This is a genomic window from Bacillus gaemokensis, assembly GCF_001590835.1.
Classification (GTDB): Bacteria; Bacillota; Bacilli; order Bacillales; family Bacillaceae_G; genus Bacillus_A; species Bacillus_A gaemokensis.
Genome location: NZ_LTAQ01000034.1, coordinates 301,932 through 318,487 on the forward strand (window position 1 = coordinate 301,932; position 16,556 = coordinate 318,487).

General features: G+C 34.2%; 14 protein-coding genes. 2 read left to right on the forward strand and 12 right to left on the reverse strand.

What is annotated here, in order from left to right:
* Positions 1–120 precede the first annotated feature (120 nt).
* The 3 genes from topB to AZF08_RS20890 all read right to left on the reverse strand — a co-directional run bounded on the left by topB (position 121) and on the right by AZF08_RS20890 (position 5,048).
* Positions 121–2,265: a DNA topoisomerase III gene (gene topB / locus AZF08_RS20880; RefSeq protein WP_033674734.1), complete on the reverse strand. Its 2,145-nt coding sequence runs from the start codon at positions 2,263–2,265 to the stop codon at positions 121–123.
* A gap of 411 nt (positions 2,266–2,676) precedes the next feature.
* Positions 2,677–3,960: an aminopeptidase P family protein gene (locus tag AZF08_RS20885; RefSeq protein WP_033674733.1), complete on the reverse strand. Its 1,284-nt coding sequence runs from the start codon at positions 3,958–3,960 to the stop codon at positions 2,677–2,679.
* A 203-nt stretch (positions 3,961–4,163) separates the two neighbouring features.
* A complete protein-coding gene (locus AZF08_RS20890; RefSeq protein WP_033674732.1) occupies positions 4,164–5,048 on the reverse strand; it encodes a LysR family transcriptional regulator in 885 nt (294 codons plus the stop codon).
* A 144-nt stretch (positions 5,049–5,192) separates the two neighbouring features.
* Here AZF08_RS20890 and AZF08_RS20895 point away from each other — a divergent pair, with 144 nt between their 5' ends.
* Positions 5,193–5,906 carry an alpha/beta fold hydrolase gene (locus AZF08_RS20895; RefSeq protein ID WP_033674731.1) on the forward strand — a complete coding sequence of 238 codons (714 nt, stop codon included), beginning with the start codon at positions 5,193–5,195 and terminating at the stop codon, positions 5,904–5,906.
* A gap of 141 nt (positions 5,907–6,047) precedes the next feature.
* On the opposite strand, the gene AZF08_RS32255 is transcribed toward AZF08_RS20895, so the two are convergent.
* The 6 genes from AZF08_RS32255 to deoC all read right to left on the reverse strand — a co-directional run bounded on the left by AZF08_RS32255 (position 6,048) and on the right by deoC (position 12,192).
* Complete coding sequence (locus AZF08_RS32255; RefSeq protein ID WP_051725745.1) at positions 6,048–6,269, reverse strand: hypothetical protein; 222 nt, start codon at positions 6,267–6,269, stop codon at positions 6,048–6,050.
* A complete protein-coding gene (locus AZF08_RS20905) occupies positions 6,251–7,876 on the reverse strand; it encodes an isopeptide-forming domain-containing fimbrial protein (RefSeq protein ID WP_051725743.1) in 1,626 nt (541 codons plus the stop codon). Before AZF08_RS20905 ends, AZF08_RS32255 begins: the two co-directional genes overlap by 19 nt.
* A 565-nt stretch (positions 7,877–8,441) precedes the next feature.
* Positions 8,442–8,837: a cytidine deaminase gene (locus AZF08_RS20910; RefSeq protein ID WP_033674730.1), complete on the reverse strand. Its 396-nt coding sequence runs from the start codon at positions 8,835–8,837 to the stop codon at positions 8,442–8,444.
* A gap of 39 nt (positions 8,838–8,876) precedes the next feature.
* The gene (locus tag AZF08_RS20915) at positions 8,877–10,178 is read right to left on the reverse strand and encodes a pyrimidine-nucleoside phosphorylase (protein WP_033674729.1); all 1,302 of its coding nucleotides are present in this window, start codon (positions 10,176–10,178) and stop codon (positions 8,877–8,879) included.
* A 48-nt stretch (positions 10,179–10,226) separates the two neighbouring features.
* Positions 10,227–11,408, reverse strand: coding sequence for a NupC/NupG family nucleoside CNT transporter (locus AZF08_RS20920; RefSeq protein ID WP_033674728.1), 1,182 nt, complete (start codon positions 11,406–11,408; stop codon positions 10,227–10,229).
* Positions 11,409–11,520: 112 nt separating this feature from the next.
* Positions 11,521–12,192 (reverse strand): deoxyribose-phosphate aldolase, encoded by a 672-nt coding sequence (gene deoC / locus AZF08_RS20925; RefSeq protein WP_033674727.1) that lies wholly within the window; start codon positions 12,190–12,192, stop codon positions 11,521–11,523.
* A 164-nt stretch (positions 12,193–12,356) separates the two neighbouring features.
* Between deoC and AZF08_RS20930 the strand changes: the two genes are divergently transcribed.
* On the forward strand, positions 12,357–12,719 hold the full coding sequence (locus AZF08_RS20930; RefSeq protein WP_033674726.1) for a hypothetical protein: 363 nt from the start codon (positions 12,357–12,359) through the stop codon (positions 12,717–12,719).
* 58 nt (positions 12,720–12,777) lie between these two features.
* Here AZF08_RS20930 and AZF08_RS20935 read toward each other — a convergent pair whose 3' ends face one another.
* The 3 genes from AZF08_RS20935 to nheB all read right to left on the reverse strand — a co-directional run bounded on the left by AZF08_RS20935 (position 12,778) and on the right by nheB (position 16,538).
* Entirely contained in the window at positions 12,778–13,725 is a 948-nt protein-coding gene (locus tag AZF08_RS20935; protein WP_033674725.1) for a sugar-binding transcriptional regulator, read from the reverse strand.
* 221 nt (positions 13,726–13,946) lie between these two features.
* Complete coding sequence (gene nheC, locus AZF08_RS20940; RefSeq protein WP_033674724.1) at positions 13,947–15,035, reverse strand: non-hemolytic enterotoxin subunit C; 1,089 nt, start codon at positions 15,033–15,035, stop codon at positions 13,947–13,949.
* Positions 15,036–15,329: 294 nt separating this feature from the next.
* A complete protein-coding gene (gene nheB, locus AZF08_RS20945; protein WP_033674723.1) occupies positions 15,330–16,538 on the reverse strand; it encodes a non-hemolytic enterotoxin subunit B in 1,209 nt (402 codons plus the stop codon).
* Positions 16,539–16,556 lie beyond the last annotated feature (18 nt).

Consider the following 16,556-nt stretch of genomic DNA (forward strand, 5'->3'; position numbering starts at 1 on the left):
TGAACGCTATAGAATAAACGAATCTTTATTTATATACTAGTAGCAAATCGAAATTCCTATTATTGTATAATTTTACCTCAATATGTAAAAGGGTGTTGCGCACAATCGCAACACCTTCTCTCATTTCTCAAACACAAAATTCATTTTATTCTCTTTCCATTCTAGCTTCGCATCAAACGTTTTATCATTTTTCTTAAAGCCTTTAATTAAGTCTGTCTGTTCACCTTTTAATAACTTACCCATATTCTTTTGCGAAATCGTTTTCCCTAGTATCTTCTTAGAAATCGTGAAATCACATTGCGTTGTATTATAGTTCGAACAACCGTAAAAAGTAGATTTATCGATTACATCACCATCACATTTTTTACATTTCCCTACTTTTTTACCTGTTGTAAATTTCGAACCTTTTCGTTCAATTGACTCCACATGCAACCCTGTAAAATCCCATTTCTCAGACATTTCAACCGCATCTTCAATAATTTTTGCCGATAGTTTCTTTGTCTGTTCCATAAATGTCGCTGGTGAAGCAGTTCCTTCTCCAATTTCAGCAAGGCGCTGCTCCCACTTTGCCGTCATTTCTGGAGAGGCTAAAATTTTATCACCAATTGCGGTAATTAATACTTTCCCCTTATCCGTTGCGTATACTTGGTTCTTCTTTACATCAATATATTTTCGGTCTTTCAGCATTGTAATGATACCTGCACGGGTTGCCTCAGTCCCTAAACCTTCTGTCTTTTTTAAAACTTTTTCAAGCTCTTCATTATCTAAATACTTCCCAGCCGTCTTCATTAATGTAATCAGTTGTCCTTCTGTATAACGTTTTGGTGGCTGCGTTTTTCCTTCTTTCACTTTTACCTTTACAACTTTTCCTTGTTCGCCCTCTGCTACGATTGGAAGAATCGTTTCATCATCTTTATCATCTTGGAAGATAACCTTACGCCATCCTTCTTGAATTTGCTGCTTCCCTTTTGAAATGAACGCAGCACGCTCATCTACAAGAGTTGTAATTGTTGTATAGTCAAAAATAGCAACCTCATAATGCGCCGCAATTAATCTTCTAACAATCATATCGTAAATTTTCTTTTCATCACCAGATAGTTTACTTGGATTTGTAACCTGTTCAGTTGGAATAATAGCGTAGTGATCCGTAACCTTCTTCTCATTCACGTAGCGCTTATTGTTCATAATAGAATCTATCGGTGCCGGTAACAAATCTTTATAATCATCAAACTGGCTTAACTTTTGTAAAATATCAGGAAACGTTGCTGCTTCTCCTTGTGTCACATAGTTAGAATCCGAACGTGGGTAAGAAACAATCCCCTTTTGATATAAAGCTTGCGTTATATCAAGTGTCTTTTTTGGAGAAAATTTAAACGCTTTGTTCGCCGTTGCTTGCAGTGCTGATAAGTTAAATAAAAACGGTGGTTGAAACTCTTTCCGCTCTGTTTTCATTTCCTTTACTTCGGCCGGTTTATTTTGGCAAAATGCAGCGATTTTATTTGCCATATCCGGATCTGTTAAACGGGACTCGTTATCTTTCTCCCACTTTCCTTCATATTTCTTTCCTTCTATATGAAAGGTTGCAAATACTTCCCAAAATGGCTCTGATTTGAAGTTTTCAATTTCCTTTTCACGTTTCACAATTAAAGCTAATGTGGGCGTTTGAACCCGACCAGCCGAAAACACATCATTCATTCCTTTTTTCTTTAACAAAATACTAAAGACACGTGATGCATTCATGCCTACTACCCAGTCAGCACAAGACCTTGTATATGCTTCATAATACGTATTAATTGTATCTGACTCATCAAGTAAATTTTTGAACCCTTGATAAATAGCTTGTTTTGTTAAGGAAGAAATCCAAAGACGTTTCATCGGTTTTTGAACATTACAGAGGTTAATAATATTTCGTACAATCAATTCCCCTTCTCGACCAGCATCACCCGCATGAATGATTTCCGTCACTTGCGGATTATGTAACAGTTGTTTCACAACATTAAATTGCTTATACTTTGATTTTGTTACTTCAAATTGAAAACGCTCTGGAATCATTGGTAATGTATCTAGTGACCATTTTTTCCACTCGGCGTGATAATGTTCTGGATTACATAACTGCGTCAAATGACCAATTGCCCACGTACAGTACGCTCCATTTGGAAACAGTTCATTTGCTTCCACTTCCAAATAGCCATCTTTCCTTCGATATTTAAATTGAGAAACAAGAGCCAAACCTTGATCTGGTTTCTCGGCAATAATTAATTTCATTTTATAACTCCCTATCTGAATTCCAGTGTTACTTTCATTTTATCTATTTTTTATTAGCGATGAAAAAACATCTATCATTTTTATCATTCACGATTTGTCTTATATGTTTCAGACCTATAATATTATACGCTTAGTTTCAGTACCTTCACAATAGGAACTCATTATATATCATACATGTTATTTTCTGTTCCCTGCTTTACGTTTCTCAAATATTATTTACACATTTTCTATACAACGGTTGGATGAATAGAATATCTTAGTCCATCAATAACACTTCCAAAAGTCTATTCAACAATACAGTACCCTGTATAAAAGTACTGTAATATGTTTCTTTACACTAAACTGATTTAATTGTTAAAATTCTAAAACCACATGAATAAAGACGCCCAAAATCGAGCGCCTTCGTTCTTATTATTTTGCAACAATCTGTCTTTCCTTCACGTATAGATTGTATGATCCCATGAAATTCTCAATCTCTTCAACCGTTCTCATCACGTCTTTTGACAAATTTTCATACCCTTTTTCGGTAACAAGAATGTCATCTTCAATACGTATTCCAATCGCCTCTTCTTCAATATACAAACCCGGTTCCACTGTAATGACCATACCAGCTTCCAGAACTCTGTCGTTGTACGATCCTACATCATGAGTATCCAAACCGAGGAAATGGCTCACTTCATGATAATAATACTTGGAAAGCTCCTCGCTTTCTTGAATTAAACCGATTTTCTTACACTCTTCCGCCAGCACCTTTTTTGTATGCTCATTTAGTGCAGCAAATTTTAATCCTGGCTTCACAAGCTCAATTGTTTCCCTCAATGCTTTTAACACAATATTGTAAATCTCTTTTTGGCGATTCGAAAATGTTCCACTCGCAGGGAACGTATAGCTAATATCAGCATTGTAGTAGTCTTTCTGAGCACCAAGGTCCATAAGCACCAAATCACCTTTATCAATTTTGGAATCATTATCCTCATAATGGAGTACAGTTGCATTTTTTCCACTCGCCAAAATCGTATTAAATGCATGATGCTTAATACCGGATGATTTCAGCTTAAAATCAAAGTGAGCTTCCAATTCATATTCCATCATGTCCTCTTTGGCTTGCTTGAGCACATTATAAATGCCCTCTTTTGTCACCATAATAGCTTCCTTTATCTTTTCAATCTCTTCATTAGTTTTGAATACTCGTAATTCACAAATATTCGGATAAACATTACCAATTGAAAGGTGTGGATAATGTTCTCTTACATGCTTAGCGAATGCCAACGTCCGTGTCTGCGTTCCTGTCCAATCGCGGCGTTCCAAATCTAAATACACATGCTTCACATGTTCTGTAAAAAATGTCCGTGCTATTGATGATTCAAAGCTTTCTAAGTACACAATCGTTTTTATACCAGAAGTCGTTTGTGCTTCTTCCTTTGAAACTGTTTTACCAATCCATTTTTCAAGAACCGGATCCGCTTTTTCAATGAAAAGTACTTCTTCCACTATATCGCCTACTTTTTTTAACATAAGAATGATATTAGGCTCATCTATGCCGGTCATATAATAGAAGTTTCGGTTTGGCACAAATTTATAATGTTCATCAGCCGACTTATAAGGTGCCTGTCCAGCAAATAAAATGGTAACAGATTCATCCGGCAATGTTTCTACTAATCTTCTTCGATTTTGAATAAAAAATGATTGCTTCATAACAATCCCCCTTAAGTTCTATGAATCCCTTTAAAACTGTCTATCCAGTTTATTTAATTGTATTATCGTTATAATTTTCCGTCAATTAATCACCTATCGATAGGCTCAAACAGAAGTTATCCTGTTTTCAAGATTTTTATTTAAAAAAGGTAAGCTTAGTCATCCCTAATGACAGCTTACCTTTTTGTGTTATTTTAGACCATTCAACGTAATGAATCCGCTTTTCTTTTTTGTAATTGAGTTAACAAATTATCTATGAAAGAAATAAACAAGGGGTCATTCTCTTTTTTAAGAGACCATTGCATAATGAGTTGACGCTGTATTTTAATTTCTAATGGTTGAATGAGGAAATCATTAATAATTTGTTTATTTAAGCCTGATAAAGGAACAATTGTTATACCGTTAATTTGCAATGTGAGAGCTAACGTAGAACTAATTGTCTCAGACTCCATCACTTTATTAATTGTTATTTCATTTTGTTTCAAATAAGGTTCAAGTACCTCTTTACAACCAGAAAGAGGCATGATAAATGGATATTTTTTTAAATCAGCAGCTATAAGATTAGATGGAACTGATTTTGCAGAAACCAAAACGTAAGGATCTTCACCAATAAAACGATACTGGAATCCAGGAATTAAATTTTCTTTTATAGAAATAGCAAAATCAGCATTACCGGTAGACATCCACTCTAAAACTTCTTGATAACTTCCTTCTCGAACCGCAAGAACATATTTACTTTGATCGAAGCTCCCTAATTCTATGCATTCCGCTAAACAGTATACCGTGACTGAAGGATATGTAGCTAATACTATTTTATAAAGACTTTTGTTTTTTAGTTGAAAAGCTATATTTTCAAGATTTTCGTACTCAATTAGAAGTTGATTCACACACACTAAAAATTCCTTTCCATTCTCGGTTAGAACCGTCCCCTGTCTCGATCGATCAAATAAAGTCAAAGAATATCGCTTCTCTAATTTGTTAATGATATGCGTAATAGCTGGCTGTGTCATATGTAATTCTTTTGCCGCTAAACTAATGCTTTTCAAATGAGCCACACCTTTGAAAACTTTAAAATCAAAAAGATTCATTCTTTTCTCCTTATATAAAAGATATTTATATCATCTATAAATTATCTTCATTATATTTATCAATCCGCTTAGTATACACTGATTATACTTCATTTATCGCGAGAATAGATGAAACTTATACGTATTAAAGGAGTGTTGGTTAAAATGAGTACTTACGTTTTAGTACATGGAGCATGGCAAGGAGAATGGGCATGGGAATTAGTGAAACCTGAATTAGAATCATTCGGGCATAAGGTTGTTACACTAGACTTACCTGGAAGTGGGAAAGATATGACCCCTCCGCAAGATATAACTTTGGATTTATATGTTGATAAAGTAGTCGATGTCATTAATCAACAAAATGAAAAAGTCATTCTTGTTGGACATAGCATGGGCGGAATCGTTATTACTCAAACAGCTGAGTATGTACCTGATAAAATTGATAAATTAGTATATCTTTGTGCATTTTTGCCACAAAATGGCGAGAGTCTTGGAGGCAAATCAGCAGGAGAAAAAGGACCACAGTTTTCTTTAAATGAGAACAACATGACTGCAGAGCTTGTACCAGAACTTATCGAACAAACATTTTTAAATGCTACAAAAGATGATGCCATTAAACAAATCGCTTTTAAGCGAATGCGCCCTCAACCATTAGATCCCTTTCAACAAGAGCTCAAAATATCAGAAGCGAAATTTGGAAGTGTAAATCGTATCTATATTGAAACAACTTTAGACCAGGCTATTCCGATTGATTTTCAGCGTAAAATGAACACGGAAACTCCTTGTAACAAAATAATTACTATGGAAGCTGATCATTCACCTTTCTTTTCTAAAACACCAGAGCTTGTCCAGCATCTAAATCAATTAAGTCTCAAGTAATACAGAAGTAACGCTAAATATGATCTAAATAGACACCCCCCTCTTGGATAGCAGAGGTGTCTATTTTTTTATTTACAACGATTGACATCAATAAGAAATAGCATTAAAATAACTATAAATTAGTAAGTTACTAATTTATAGTTAAAATAAAGATATGATGGAATTATAACTACTTATTGCATTTCCAAATTCATATTTTACATTCCAAGTAAACTTCTCGTTTCTGTTTGATAAAGTTGCCTTTTCTACATCGACTTCATCGCTATCAGAAACGGTTTTATGAAGTTTTGGCTCTTCAATTGGAGGAGTAACCGTAACTTTATTTGATTCCAATGGCTTATCATCTAAGATAAGATTTGCCATATTTGGAATCCCTCCATTTTTAATAAACCGCTCAATATGTCAATATTTGTATCGGGCTTAATTTTTGCTTTAATGGTTAGTTTATATTGTTGCCCTGCTAGGTAATCGTAGGAGTCATTTTTCAGAGGAATCTTGTACGTCACAATAGATTTTTCTTTATCAATCGTTGGTTTGACTGAAATGATTTCCCCCTTAGCATTTGTTAATGTGGTATCTAAAATGTCTAGTATGTCTTCTAAATCATCCTGCAACTTAATTTCTGCTTTTGATGCTACATCATATCCGAATTTATAATTCACATCATATGTAAATTCTTCATCAATCGCATGTAACGTTGCCGCATCTACCAATTTTTCATCTAAATCCGATACTTTCTTCGTTACCGCATTCGAGCAATTCACTGCATTCGGATTAGGACTTGCTTTTACATTTGGAATTTCAACCTTTTCGTCAAATGAAATAAAGTATCCACCTGCAACATCAAATCCATTTAACTGTGGTTTGACTTCTTTTACCTTATAAGTAAGAATGTATTCTCCTTCTGGCTGTTCCTCTAAATCCCACGTTAATTGATTATTTTTTATAACCGGCTTAGTACTGAGACCCTTTGGCCCAGAGACCTGGACATCTTCTACCTGTAAACCCTTATAAAAATCTAAAATCATTCTATCTTTTTCTTTTTTTGTAACTTTGGTTACTGTCTCAATTAATTTCTTTGAAAACTCTTCAATATCATTTGATAAGACAAACCATTCTGGTTTCGTTGCCATTTCTTGAAGCGCGTTTCTCGCATACGGACCTACTTCCTTATCGTACTTTGTATAATATTGATTTGGAGCAGCTAATATTTTTTTATCTTCCCAGAAAGCTGTAACTAATTTATATCCTTTTCCTTTTACCTGGTTTGTTAGATTTGTAACTTGAGATAATGCACCTTTGTAATCTTGACCATATTCACTAGACAGATACCCTGATCCTGTATCTGTCACTTTATTTGTTTCCTTATAGATATACCCATCTAATTGGGCATTTGCAACACCATCTGTTACGAGTAGAAAAATTGTCTCGCGATCCGGATCATTTTTTCCTTTCGCCTGTTCATATTGTTGCAGGGCAAACTGAAGACCACTTGCAGTTGGGGTACCACTATCTGGTTTGATTTTGTCTATCCCATTTTTTGCGGACTCTAATCCGTTATTTAAACCTGACTGCAAAATTGTTTTTATCCCTGGCCCACTATTGTTCAACAATTGACCGTTTACACCTTTATAACCTTTGTAATCTTGATAGCTCGTTACCATAACACGGTCATTATTCGAATCTAATTCACCAACAATGTTTTTAAGTGCAGTTTTTACATTGCCGATTGAATCCTTAAAACTCCCACTTGCATCTTGCACGATTACTAAATCAACTTTCTTTTTGTTGTAGGGCCACTTAAATTTGATTTGTCCTTCATGCTCTCTTAAACACATATTAACGGTTTCTTTTGTTTGCAATTTATGTTCTATATCTTTTACTGGTGATGCAGCAAAAGATATCAACTCCGGTGAGAGTAACTGCAATAACAAAAGAACTATCATCCATACAGATACATTTTTCCTCATTGCTGTCTCTCCTTTTCCCCCTTTTCAAACTCATATACGTTTTATAAAGCAGTAATTTTTCAAGTAACATTCACAATTATGAAACAAAAAATGCTGACCTCCTCCTTTGTGCTTTTTTTAGAATGTTACCTACTTCCAAAACAATATATATTCCATTGACAAATTTATGGTATTATTTTTAGAAGTTTGTTACTTTCACTTAAATAAAAATATTATTCTGTTAAATTGATGGAATCAAAAAAATCACTAATTAGCTAATTAGTGATTTTCAGTATGTACTAGATTTAATAATACACACGGCTCTAAAAGGCAGACTTCCTTCAAGTGCTTAATGATTTCTCATTAAATGACATAAGATTATCCAACAAATTATTAGAAGAATCTTTATGTACTTTTACAACTCGTACAAAAAACGTAAAAAAATAAAAGTACTTCAATTCATTATTGATATAAATTCAAACTATTTATCTATATTGTAAAAAAAGAAGCAATCCTCCTATATTTTTGAGAATCGCTTCTTTTTTACGCATTTATAACTGACAAAGTGTATATCACTTGTATTTTATTAGATTAAGTCTTCTATCGAAAATGCACCCGGCAACAATTGTTCAACTGTCACTTCTTTTTCATCGCCTTTTAGGTTTGTCAGTAATACTGGCATTTTAGGCTCACAAAACTCTGCAATGACTTGTCTACAAGCCCCACACGGTGAAATGGGTCCATCTGTTTTACCTGTGATTACTAAATAACTAAAATCGCGTTCTCCTTCTGATACAGCCTTAAATATAGCTGTTCTTTCAGCACAATTACATAAACCGTAAGAAGCATTTTCTATATTACAACCTGTATAAATTTTACCTTCTTTCGTAACTAACGCTGCACCAACTGGAAATTTAGAATACGGAATATAAGCTTTTTCTAACATTTTTGTCGCTTCTTCAATATATCTTTTTTTATCCATATTATTTCCTCCTCAAAGTAAATTCCATTCTACGAATCATTAATCAGTTATAATTGTATGAATTAATTTAGGAGTTTCAGCCTTTTCTGATACAGAAATGTTTTCATAAATTTTAGCTTTTACATCTTCCACATTTTCACGATTTGCATAAATCGTAACCAATGGTTCTCCTTCTTTTACAGCTTCACCAACTTTTTTGCGTAGCATTAGACCAACAGCTAAATCAATTTCGTCTTCTTTCGTTGCACGACCTGCTCCTAGGAGCATGGCAGCGATCCCAATTTCATCTGCTACAATGTTAGAAACTACACCTGCAGTTTTAGCCGGTACATCAATTACGTATTTAGCTTGTGGTAACTTTTCTGGATGATCTACAATTGAGCTATCTCCACCTTGATTACTTAAGAACTCTTTGAATTTTTCAATTGCTTCTCCATTTTTCATAACTTCTATTAACATGTTACGTGCTTCTTCTAATGTATTGGCTTTTTTACCAAGTACAACCATTTGACTTCCTAATACAAGCACTAGTTCCGTTAAATCTTCTGGGCCTTCTCCTTTTAATGTATCAATCGCTTCTTTCACTTCAAGAGCATTACCAATTGCAAAGCCAAGTGGTTGTGACATATCTGAAATAACAGCCATTGTTTGACGACCGACATTATTTCCAATTCGTACCATCGCATGTGCTAATTCTTTCGCATCCTCTTCTGTTTTCATGAATGCACCAGCGCCCGTCTTAACATCAAGGACAATGGCATCAGCACCAGCTGCAATCTTTTTACTCATAATCGAACTTGCGATTAGTGGGATCGAATTTACTGTCCCAGTAACATCGCGTAGTGCATATATTTTTTTATCCGCAGGTGTTAAATTCCCAGTTTGTCCAATAACTGCAACCTTATCACGATTTACTAAATCAATAAATTGCTCTTTCGTAATTTCAACATGGAATCCTTCTACTGCTTCTAATTTATCAATTGTACCACCTGTATGGCCTAAACCTCGACCAGACATTTTAGCAACTGGTACATTTAAAGCAGCTACTAATGGTCCTAAAACTAATGTTGTTGTGTCCCCAACACCGCCAGTTGAATGTTTATCTACTTTAATTCCTTCAATTTCCGATAAATCAATTGTTTCTCCAGAATGAACCATAGCCATCGTTAAATCGGCACGTTCACGATCAGACATATCTTGGAAGAAAATAGCCATTGCAAGAGCACTCACTTGATAATCCGGTATTGTTCCATCTGTATAGCCTTTAATAAAAAATCCAATTTCCTCTGTTGTTAATTCTTTACCATCACGTTTTTTTGCAATAATATCTACCATTCTCATCTTAATCACCAGTCCTTTTTATTTTTAATAAGTCACGCTCTTAAACTCTCAATATATTAAACCAACAATAGTTGCTGATAAGAAACTTACTAACGTTGCACCGAAAAGTAATTTCAAACCGAATCTTGCTACTACATTCCCTTGTTTTTCATTTAAGCTCTTAACAGCTCCTGCAATAATTCCAATTGAAGAGAAGTTCGCAAATGAAACAAGGAATACGGATATAATAGCTGTTGTTCTTCCAGAGAAATTAAAGTTCCCTTTTGCTAAATCTGTCATTGCCACAAATTCATTTGATACAAGTTTTGTCGCCATGATGTTACCTGCGTTAACCGCTTCATGCCAAGGAACACCCATAATAAATGCAAACGGCGCAAATACATAGCCAAGAATTTCTTGGAATGAGATACCAACTACTCCTTTAAAAATAGCATTAATGAAAGCAATTAAAGCAACGAATCCAATTAACATAGCAGCTACTGTAATAGCAACTTTAAAACCATCTATTATATATTCCCCTAATACTTCAAAAAAGCTCTTTTTCTCTTCCTCTTGCACTTCTAACATATCTTCTTCTTCAGTAACCTCATATGGATTAATGATAGAAGCAATAATAAATCCACCAAATAAGTTAAGTACTAAAGCGGTTACAACATATTGAGGTTTTAATAACACCATATACGATCCAACTATAGACATAGAAACCGTCGACATTGCAGATGCACATAATGTATATAATCTTCTTTCCGATAATAAACCTAACTGTTTCTTAACCGAAATAAACACTTCTGATTGTCCTAAAATGGCTGAAGCTACAGCGTTATACGATTCAAGTTTCCCCATTCCATTTATTTTACTTAAGGCCAAACCAATATACTTCACAATGAATGGTAATACCTTAATGTGTTGCAGGATACCGATTAAAGCTGAGATAAAAACAATTGGCATTAATACCCCTAAAAAGAATGAAAATTCTTTTTGATTTACCAAACCACCAAATACGAAATTAACGCCATCACCAGCATACTTTAACAATTGTCCAAAACCATCTGCAATCCCAGCAATTAGTACATTCCCGATACTTGTATTTAAAAGTAAGAAACCTAAAATAAACTGAAGTACAATCATTGTTATAATAGGACGATATTTCACTTTTCTTCTATTATTACTAGCAAGCCACGCAATACCTAACACGATTACTAAGCCTATAATACCGATTACATATTTCATAAAACTCTCCCTCCTTTTCCGTATCCGCTTACATATTTTTCAATTGTTAAAGCAATAGATACACTATGCTTTTGGGCGATTCGTGTATCTATTGCTCCTAAATTTTTATTGATTAGTAATTATCCGAAGCGCCTTCTTTGTCATTTAATACAATTGCAACACTCGCACTTGCACCAATTCTAGAAGCACCAGCTTCAATCATTTTCTCTGCATCTTCACGTGTACGAACGCCACCAGATGCTTTCACGCCAACGTTTTCTCCAACAGTTTTGCGCATTAATGCGATATCTTCAGCAGTCGCGCCACCAGTTGAGAATCCAGTTGAAGTTTTTACAAAATCAGCACCAGCTTTTACAGATAATTCACAAGCACGAACTTTTTCTTCATCTGTTAATAAACAAGTTTCAATAATAACTTTTACAAGTGCTTTTCCTTTTGCAGCTTGTACAACTTCGTAAATGTCTTTTTCAACAAATTCATTATCGCCATCTTTTAAAGCACCGACATTGATTACCATGTCTACTTCAGTTGCACCTTTTGCAATAACATCTTTTGTTTCAAATACCTTTGTCTCAGTCGTATTTGCACCTAAAGGGAATCCAATAACTGTACAAACATCAACATCATGTCCTGCTAATTCTTCAGCAGCTAATTTTACCCATGTAGGATTAATACAAACTGAAGCGAAATTATATTTCTTTGCTTCTTCTAAAATTTTTACAACATCTTCTTTCGTAGTATCCGGTTTCAAAACTGTATGATCAATTAACTTTGCAATATTCATTATCTTCACTCCTCATATCTTTTAACAACTTCATTCTAACTCTTGTTTGAACAAATGTAAACACACTTTTGAAATTTTGTTCATATGTTTTCAAAAGGAAATTCCCTCCAGTAAAACGAATCTTAATTTGTAGTATAAAATGGAAAACAAAGGATGTGAGTCATTTGCTAAAATCGAAACCCTTTATACTAGCATTAGTAATATGCATCGCACTATCTATATTTATTTTTCAAAAAAGGAAAGTAATTTTCCAAGAAGGGAACCCCATACCTTTTGCTATAGCTATTTCAAAAATGGTTATTCAAGATAAAGAAATGGTAGCAGTCGAGCCAATAGACAATAAATATCCTTACTTAGTGAAACGTGGAAAAATGGAACCATTTATCAATATGATGGAAGAAGATGGTTGGAGTTTTGTAGAAAGAGATATAATGGCTAACTCTCTAACTTTTGAAAAAGGAGATCAATCGAAGAGCGTTTCTTATAAATACTATACGAGGTACTATACCCTTATTTATTCATCCTAAAAATATATATATTCAAAAAGGCTTTCCCAAAGTAATACTTTTGAGAGAGCCTTTTATTCTAATCTTTTTGATAATGTAACAACTCTTTTGCGGTATGCTGATCTATGATTAATACATTCGCATATCCTCCGCTTAATGCACCATCAATCGCTTTTACTTTTCTAGAACCTCCAGCAACAAGAACAGAACGTTTCTTTAATCGTAGCTCCTCTAAATCAATTCCAATTGTACGCTGATTAATTTCCTTACTGCAAATATTGCCGTCTCCATCAAAGAAACGTGAACAAATGTCACCGACAGCTTGTTCTTTTAATAAATTTGTTTCTTGTTTATCTAAATAGCCTAACCGGAACAATAAAGCTTCGTCTCTAACCGTTCCTACTGTAAAAATTGCAATATTGGCCTGTTTTCCCATCTCAATAATATGGTGGATATGTCTATCCTGTTCCACTAATTCCTTTGTAACCGCATTGTCAAATATAACTGGAAGCGGTAAATTTCTTGGTGTCGTTTGAAAAGCATCTGCAAACAAGGCGATCGTTTCATTCGCATATGTATTTACACTTGAATGGCTAATGCCTCCTTTTAGCTGCACAACTTCCACACCTTTTACATGCTGGGGCACAATTTTTCTAGCGATTTCATACATCGTTGTTCCCCAGCTCACTCCAACAATATCACCATTTGTAACAGTTTTCTCCATATATTCAGCAGCATATTTACTAATATATTCGGTAATGGCCGCATACTCTGGCACCGGAGAAAACACAACATGTGCTTCTAACAAATTATATTTTTCTTTTAGTAAATTTCCTACATTATCTAAATCGGCAAATGGATCAGCTATGTTAATTTGAACAAATCCTTTTTCTTTCGCATACTTTAACAATCTTGAGATAGTTGGTCTCGAGATATTTAATTTATTCGCTATTTCTTGTTGACTATAATCAGATTGGTAGTATAATCTTGCAACTTCAACGCTTAATTGTTGTTTCTCTTTATCCATAATAACTATCTATGTGTCCTTTCTTACATTCTTTTATCATTACATACATTGTACTTACAAGCATTATACCGCTTTATTCCAGAAAATTCGACCATCTGAATTAACAGCGAACTTTACCAGGAACATTCATTTTGAAATAATCTAGTCGTAGCGTGAAAGAGTTTCACTAACAATTTTCTATTTGTTGTTGCTAAAACATATACATTTTCTTTAGGCTCTATTTATTTTACTTTTACATCCTCGTGTAATTTTTCTGTATACTTCTTAACATCTTGCCAACTATCTTTCGCTGTATTCAGATCTTCTTTGATGAAAGTAAACTCCTCAGGACTGATTCCTTTTACATTTTGTAACAAATTATTATACTTAGCTCCAATTGTGTACCACTGATTCGATATATTTTGAAGTGAAGTAATAGCCGCATCAATTGTTTCTGTCATATTTATTGTTTTATTTTTAACATCGGTCAAAATAGCTACTTCTGCCTGTGCCCCAGAAATTCTCGCCTTTAAATTTTCTATTTCTCGCTCTGCATTTGCAATGTCTTTCTTTGCAATAGCAATCATCGGTCCACCAGCAAGACAAGTGATTAGCGCCACACAAAGCGCTGCTCCCGCAATAACCATATCATTACTTTTTTTAATTGAATCATTATAAGTATTGATTTGTTGCTGTAAAAGTGGAATTCCAGCATTCGTACTTGCTAAAATTGAGGTTAATTGATTGGAATCATCTTTAAAGCTTTTTGTATCTTCTACCATTCTATTTCGAAACGTTTTTAGATTTCCTAACAGCCTGTCCACTTCATTCTGATTGTTCAAAATGATATTATACAATTTCTCTAAATCGGATTTCAATTTCCCACTGTCTTTTTGATCAATAGCAGCTAGTAAGTTGCTGTAGTATGCTTGAAATATATCATTAAACTCCACAATATTTTGATCTGTCTTCAGAATTTGAGGTTTCATTTCATCTAGCCAGTACGATGCATTCACTTTTGCATCTTTTTGATGCTTAACCATATTTTCTCGTAAATTGCTATTAATTAAACTTATTCTACTCAAATCTGTTTCTTGTTGATTACGAATTGTTTTTGCATACGAATCCATTGCAAATATACTCGATGTTGTTTGTACCATTGCATCCTGGAATCCTGCTGGACCAAGAGAATAATTTTTATTACTTTCCTGCAATGAATGTATTTTCTCTTTTTGTTCTGCTGCATAAGGTTGCAGAGGTAATAGATTACCTGTTGTCACACCAGCAATCATTATTGATAGAATAATTTTCTTATACATACTTTTTTTCATATTTTCCACCTACTCATTTTCATATGTAATACTCATATACCACGCTTACCTATAAACAGCTTATGAATCCCCTCTTACAGATCAAGTATTTACATACAATTTATCCCATACCTAAACTGCAGTTGTAAGAAATGGACACTCCGAATCCGCAAATATCTGGATAAAAAATCCCCTGTTCAAGATTGAACAGGAGATTCGCATCACATGCTACCCATTTATACGAAGAACTTGGTTAGGCTTATGAACCTTTACAAGCTCAACAAGAAAGCTATATGTAATGCTAGACAATTAATATTATGCTTTTGTATCTACTACTTTAATATCCTCAGCGTAAATCTTTTCAGCATACTCTTTAATGTTTTTCCAGCTATCTTTCGCAATACTTAGATCCTCTTTGATGAAAACAAGATCGTTAGGACTAATAGATTCAACATTTTGAAGTAAAGAGTTGTATTTGGATCCCATCGTATACCATTGGTTTGAAATATTTTGCAGTGCAGTAATAGCTACATCGATAGTATTAGTTAAGTATTCAGTTTGATTTTTAATATTCGTTAAGCCAGCTACCTGTAATTGAGCTTGCGAAATTTGTCCTGTTATCTTTTGAATCTCAGCCTGTGCATTATCAAGTTCTTTCTTTGCTAAAACAATACCAGCTGTTCCTCCTCCTATCGCTGCTGCACCACCTGCAATAAGTCCAATTCCTAATGGAGTCCCTGCACCAGTAGCAATTACAACTGCACCACCTATAATAGCGATTGGACCTAAAGCTGTTGCAACTGATGATCCAATGATAATTGCGTTATATTTACCAATTGCCTCATTATACGTTGTGATTTGGTTTTGCATAAGTGGAATTCCAGCATCTTGACTTGCTAAGATAGACGTTAATTGATTTGCATCCCCTTTAAAGTTTTGCGTATCTGTTGTCATTTTATTTCGGAATTTTTTCAAATCCTCCACTAGCTTATCCACTTTTGCTTTATTCTCTGAAATACTTGTAGATAGTCTTGTAAGTCCTTTTGTTAGTGTTTCTTTGTCTTTATTATCTACAGCTGCTACTAACGTATCATAATAATTTTGGAATTTCGTATTATAATTGATAATATTTTGGTTTGTGGAAATCAATTGCGGTTTAATTGTATCTAGCCATTGGTTCGCATTTCCTCTAGCCACATCTTGATGATGAACAACTTTCGTTTTTAAAGAATCCTCAACTACAGTAATACCATTAAAATTAACATTGGCTTGTTTAATAATTGTTAAAGCATATAAGTCCATTACTAAGGCGTTTGAACCTGTTCGTTCCATTGCATCTCTAAGACCTTCTGGCCCTAATGAATACTCAGAGTACTTATCAGATGCATCTGCCATAGTAGCATGAATAGGAGCCGTTTTTACTGTACTCTCTGCTGCAAAAGTATGTGCTGGCAGGATATTACCTGCTGCAACTACTGCCATGAGCGCTGATAGAGCCATTACTTTATAAGGTTTTTTTGTCATTTTTCTTCTCTCCCTATA